General features: G+C 64.5%; 2 protein-coding genes. Both read right to left on the bottom strand.

From position 1 onward, the window contains the following. Positions 1 to 1,539: alpha-glucan family phosphorylase (gene glgP, locus ACLP25_RS31745; RefSeq protein ID WP_442473063.1), on the bottom strand; the 1,539-nt coding region annotated here is incomplete at its 3' end. Positions 1,540 to 2,374: 835 nt separating this feature from the next. Continuing rightward, positions 2,375 to 2,920 (bottom strand): AMP-binding enzyme (locus tag ACLP25_RS31740; RefSeq protein ID WP_442473062.1); only part of this gene is annotated, 546 nt, incomplete at its 5' end.

Genomic DNA, 2,920 nt, shown 5'->3' with positions numbered 1-2,920 from the left:
GGTGGGACGCTTGTATGTCGCGAAGCGGCGAGCGAAGCCGAGGGTCAGCACGTTGGGGTCGCCCAGATGGCGCGACCATTCCATCGCCTCGTCGCCGGCAGCGCCGTCGCGGCGCAACTGGCGAGCGCAGTGCTCGCGCACATATTTGACCAGCGCGGCGCGGTTGTCGGCCCGAAGCTGCCAGACTTCTTCATCTGGGAGCTGGCTGATGCGTTCGGACATGCCCTCGATGTCGCCCATCCAGCCCTGCTTGCCGATGGCCTTGGTCCACAGGGCGTCGGAGGCGGCGCTATCCCAGGTTGGTACGTGCACGCCGTTGGTGACATGGCCGACGGGAATTTCGCCGAGCGGCCAGCCGGGGAATAGCGGCGCAAAGATGCGGCGGCTCACTTCGCCGTGCAGTCGGCTCACAGCATTGACGGCGTTGCTTCCTCTGACGGCGAGATAGGCCATGTTGAACAGCTCGCTGGCGTCTTTGGGGTCGCGGCGGCCGAGCGCCAGAAGTCTGTCGAACGAAGTATTCAAACTGCCTTCGCCACCGCGGCCCGCGACGCCCTCTGCATAACCGCGCAGGTACTGGCGGACGAGCGCCGGGTCGAAGCGGTCAAATCCGGCTTCCACCGGCGTGTGGGTGGTGAACAGGTTGCCAGCGCGAGTGATGGTCAGCGCCAGTTCGAAGTTGGATGCGCGCTCGGACATGAAGTGGCGGGCCCGCTCGAGCACGGCGAAGGCGGCGTGGCCCTCGTTGAGATGCAGCACCTGCGGCATCATGCCGAGCGCCAGCGATACCCGATAGCCGCCGATGCCGAGCAGGATTTCCTGGCGCATGCGCAGTTCGTCGCCGTAGCCGTAAAGCTCGGTGGTGATGCAGCGGTCGACCGGGTTATTGGCCGGGTCGTTGGTATCGAGCAACAGCAGCGTGATGAGACCGACCTTGGCCTGCCAGACACGCACGTAGAGGGAGCGCCCGGGCATCGTCAATTCGAACCGCAGCCGTCTGCCGTCCTTGTCCCGCGCCGGCACGATCGGCAGCTCCGAGACATTGTTGGAGGGATAGTACGCGATCTGCGCGCCATCCTTGTCGATCGCCTGGCGGAAGTAGCCGTTCTGGTACAGGAGACCCACGCCTGTCAGCGGGACGCCGAGATCGTGGGCCGCCTTGAGGTGGTCGCCGGCGAGGAGGCCGAGACCGCCGGAATAGATCGGCAGGCTCTCCGACAGTCCGAATTCCATGCTGAAATAGGCGATCGACTTGAGGACGTCATCGCCATGGCGTTTGCTAAACCATCGAGGCGCCGTGCGCGACGTTTCTTCACGCTGTAGGAGCCAGGCGATGCGCTCGCAGTATTCTTCATCCGCGGCGAGCTCTTCGAGTTTCTCGGGGCTGGTCGACAGCAACGCCAGCCACGGGTTCCTGGTGAGGGCGAACAGGTCCGGGTCGAGCTTCTGCCACAGGTGGTCGGCGGTGTAGCTCCAGGTAAAGCGCAGGTCCGTGGCGAGGAACTCAAGGCCCTTCAGCCGCTGAGGCAGGTCGAGCATCGCAATACCGCCGTTGGATCTCATTATATGCCCCCAAGGCTTGGCGCCGAGGTTATTAGCGCGGCGCCGCTTGGGCGAGGCGCGGCGACGCCAGGGGCGGCGGCCGACCCGAGAGTTGCCTGCCGCGTGGCGACGCGGCGTCGTAGAAATTTGGTCGTTTCATCGAAGAGCGGCGGGCGGGCCGCCTATCAGCTCTTGCCTGCTTCGCGCCTGACGAGGCGGCGGGCGCGTTTCGTCTTGGTCCTTGCCTTCGTACTTGAAGGACACCTTGACCTTGGCGCGATAGGCTTGGACCCTGCCGTTTTCAGTAACCGCGTCTTGCTCCGACCACGCGCAGATCCCTGAGGATTTGCGCGGCGCGCTCGACCACCGCCTGTACAGTCTTCTCCCATGGATCCGACCAGTTCGATCGCTTTGCGCTCGGTCATGGAACCCTCCCTCGACGCCGTTTTCCCGACGCCGTCTCCAGGCTCCGTTCGAGGCCTCGCCTCATCCGACCTTGGGGCGGGGTGGGCGCAGCGGTCAAGCAGCATAAAGTCGCGGTCCTTCGAGCATCTCGGGGGCGTCGCCCGACGGGCCGTTTACGAAGGGTCGCCGCGACGGAAACGCGACATTGTCAATAAGCCTCTTGGTGTGTTTGGCGAGCGTCCGTTCAAAGGCTGCGCTTCAAGGACAGCCAACCGTCCGCTCTGCTGGCGTGTCGATCGAGGCGCGCTTTGGGCGAAGACCTCCGCTTCCCGGCTCTTGCGGGAGGTCGGCGACCTGAACCGAAGCCGGCCTAGGGCGAACGCGCGTAGGGCAGCCAAGTCCCGGTTGATCGGCGACCTCGCCGTGTTCAGGAGCTGCGCCGGCGCCCGTAACTGTCGCGCATCTCCCGCTTGAGGATTTTGCCTGCGATGTTGCGGGGGAGGGCGTTCATGATGAGAACGTCGCTGAGCCGCTGAAACTTGGCGTCCACGTGGCCGTTGGCCCACTGCTTCAACTGTTCGGGTTCGATTGCCTCTCCCGGGCGCGGCACGACGGCCGCCACAGGTGTTTCTCCCCATTTTTCGTCGGGAACTCCAAACACCGCCACTTCGGCCACCGCGGGATGCTGGATCACGACGTCCTCAATGTCCCTGGGGTAAACGTTTACTCCGCCGGTGATGATCATGTCCTTGATCCGGTCGACCAGGAAGAGATAGCCGTCCTCATCCACATAACCCGCGTCGCCAGTGTGCAGCCAGCCGTCGACAATGGCCTTTTCGGTCAGGTCGGGACGTTTGTAGTAACCCACCATCAGTATGGGGCCCTTGCCGCAGATCTCGCCCACCTCGCCTGGGGCGCACTCCGTGCCGTCCGCCCGAAGGATGCGCATCTCGAAGAAGGATGACGGCGCTCC

Source organism: Roseiarcus sp., from assembly GCF_052145395.1.
Classification (GTDB): domain Bacteria; phylum Pseudomonadota; class Alphaproteobacteria; order Rhizobiales; family Beijerinckiaceae; genus Roseiarcus.
The sequence above is the reverse complement of the archived record's forward strand: the minus strand, read 5'-3'. Positions and strand labels throughout refer to the sequence as shown.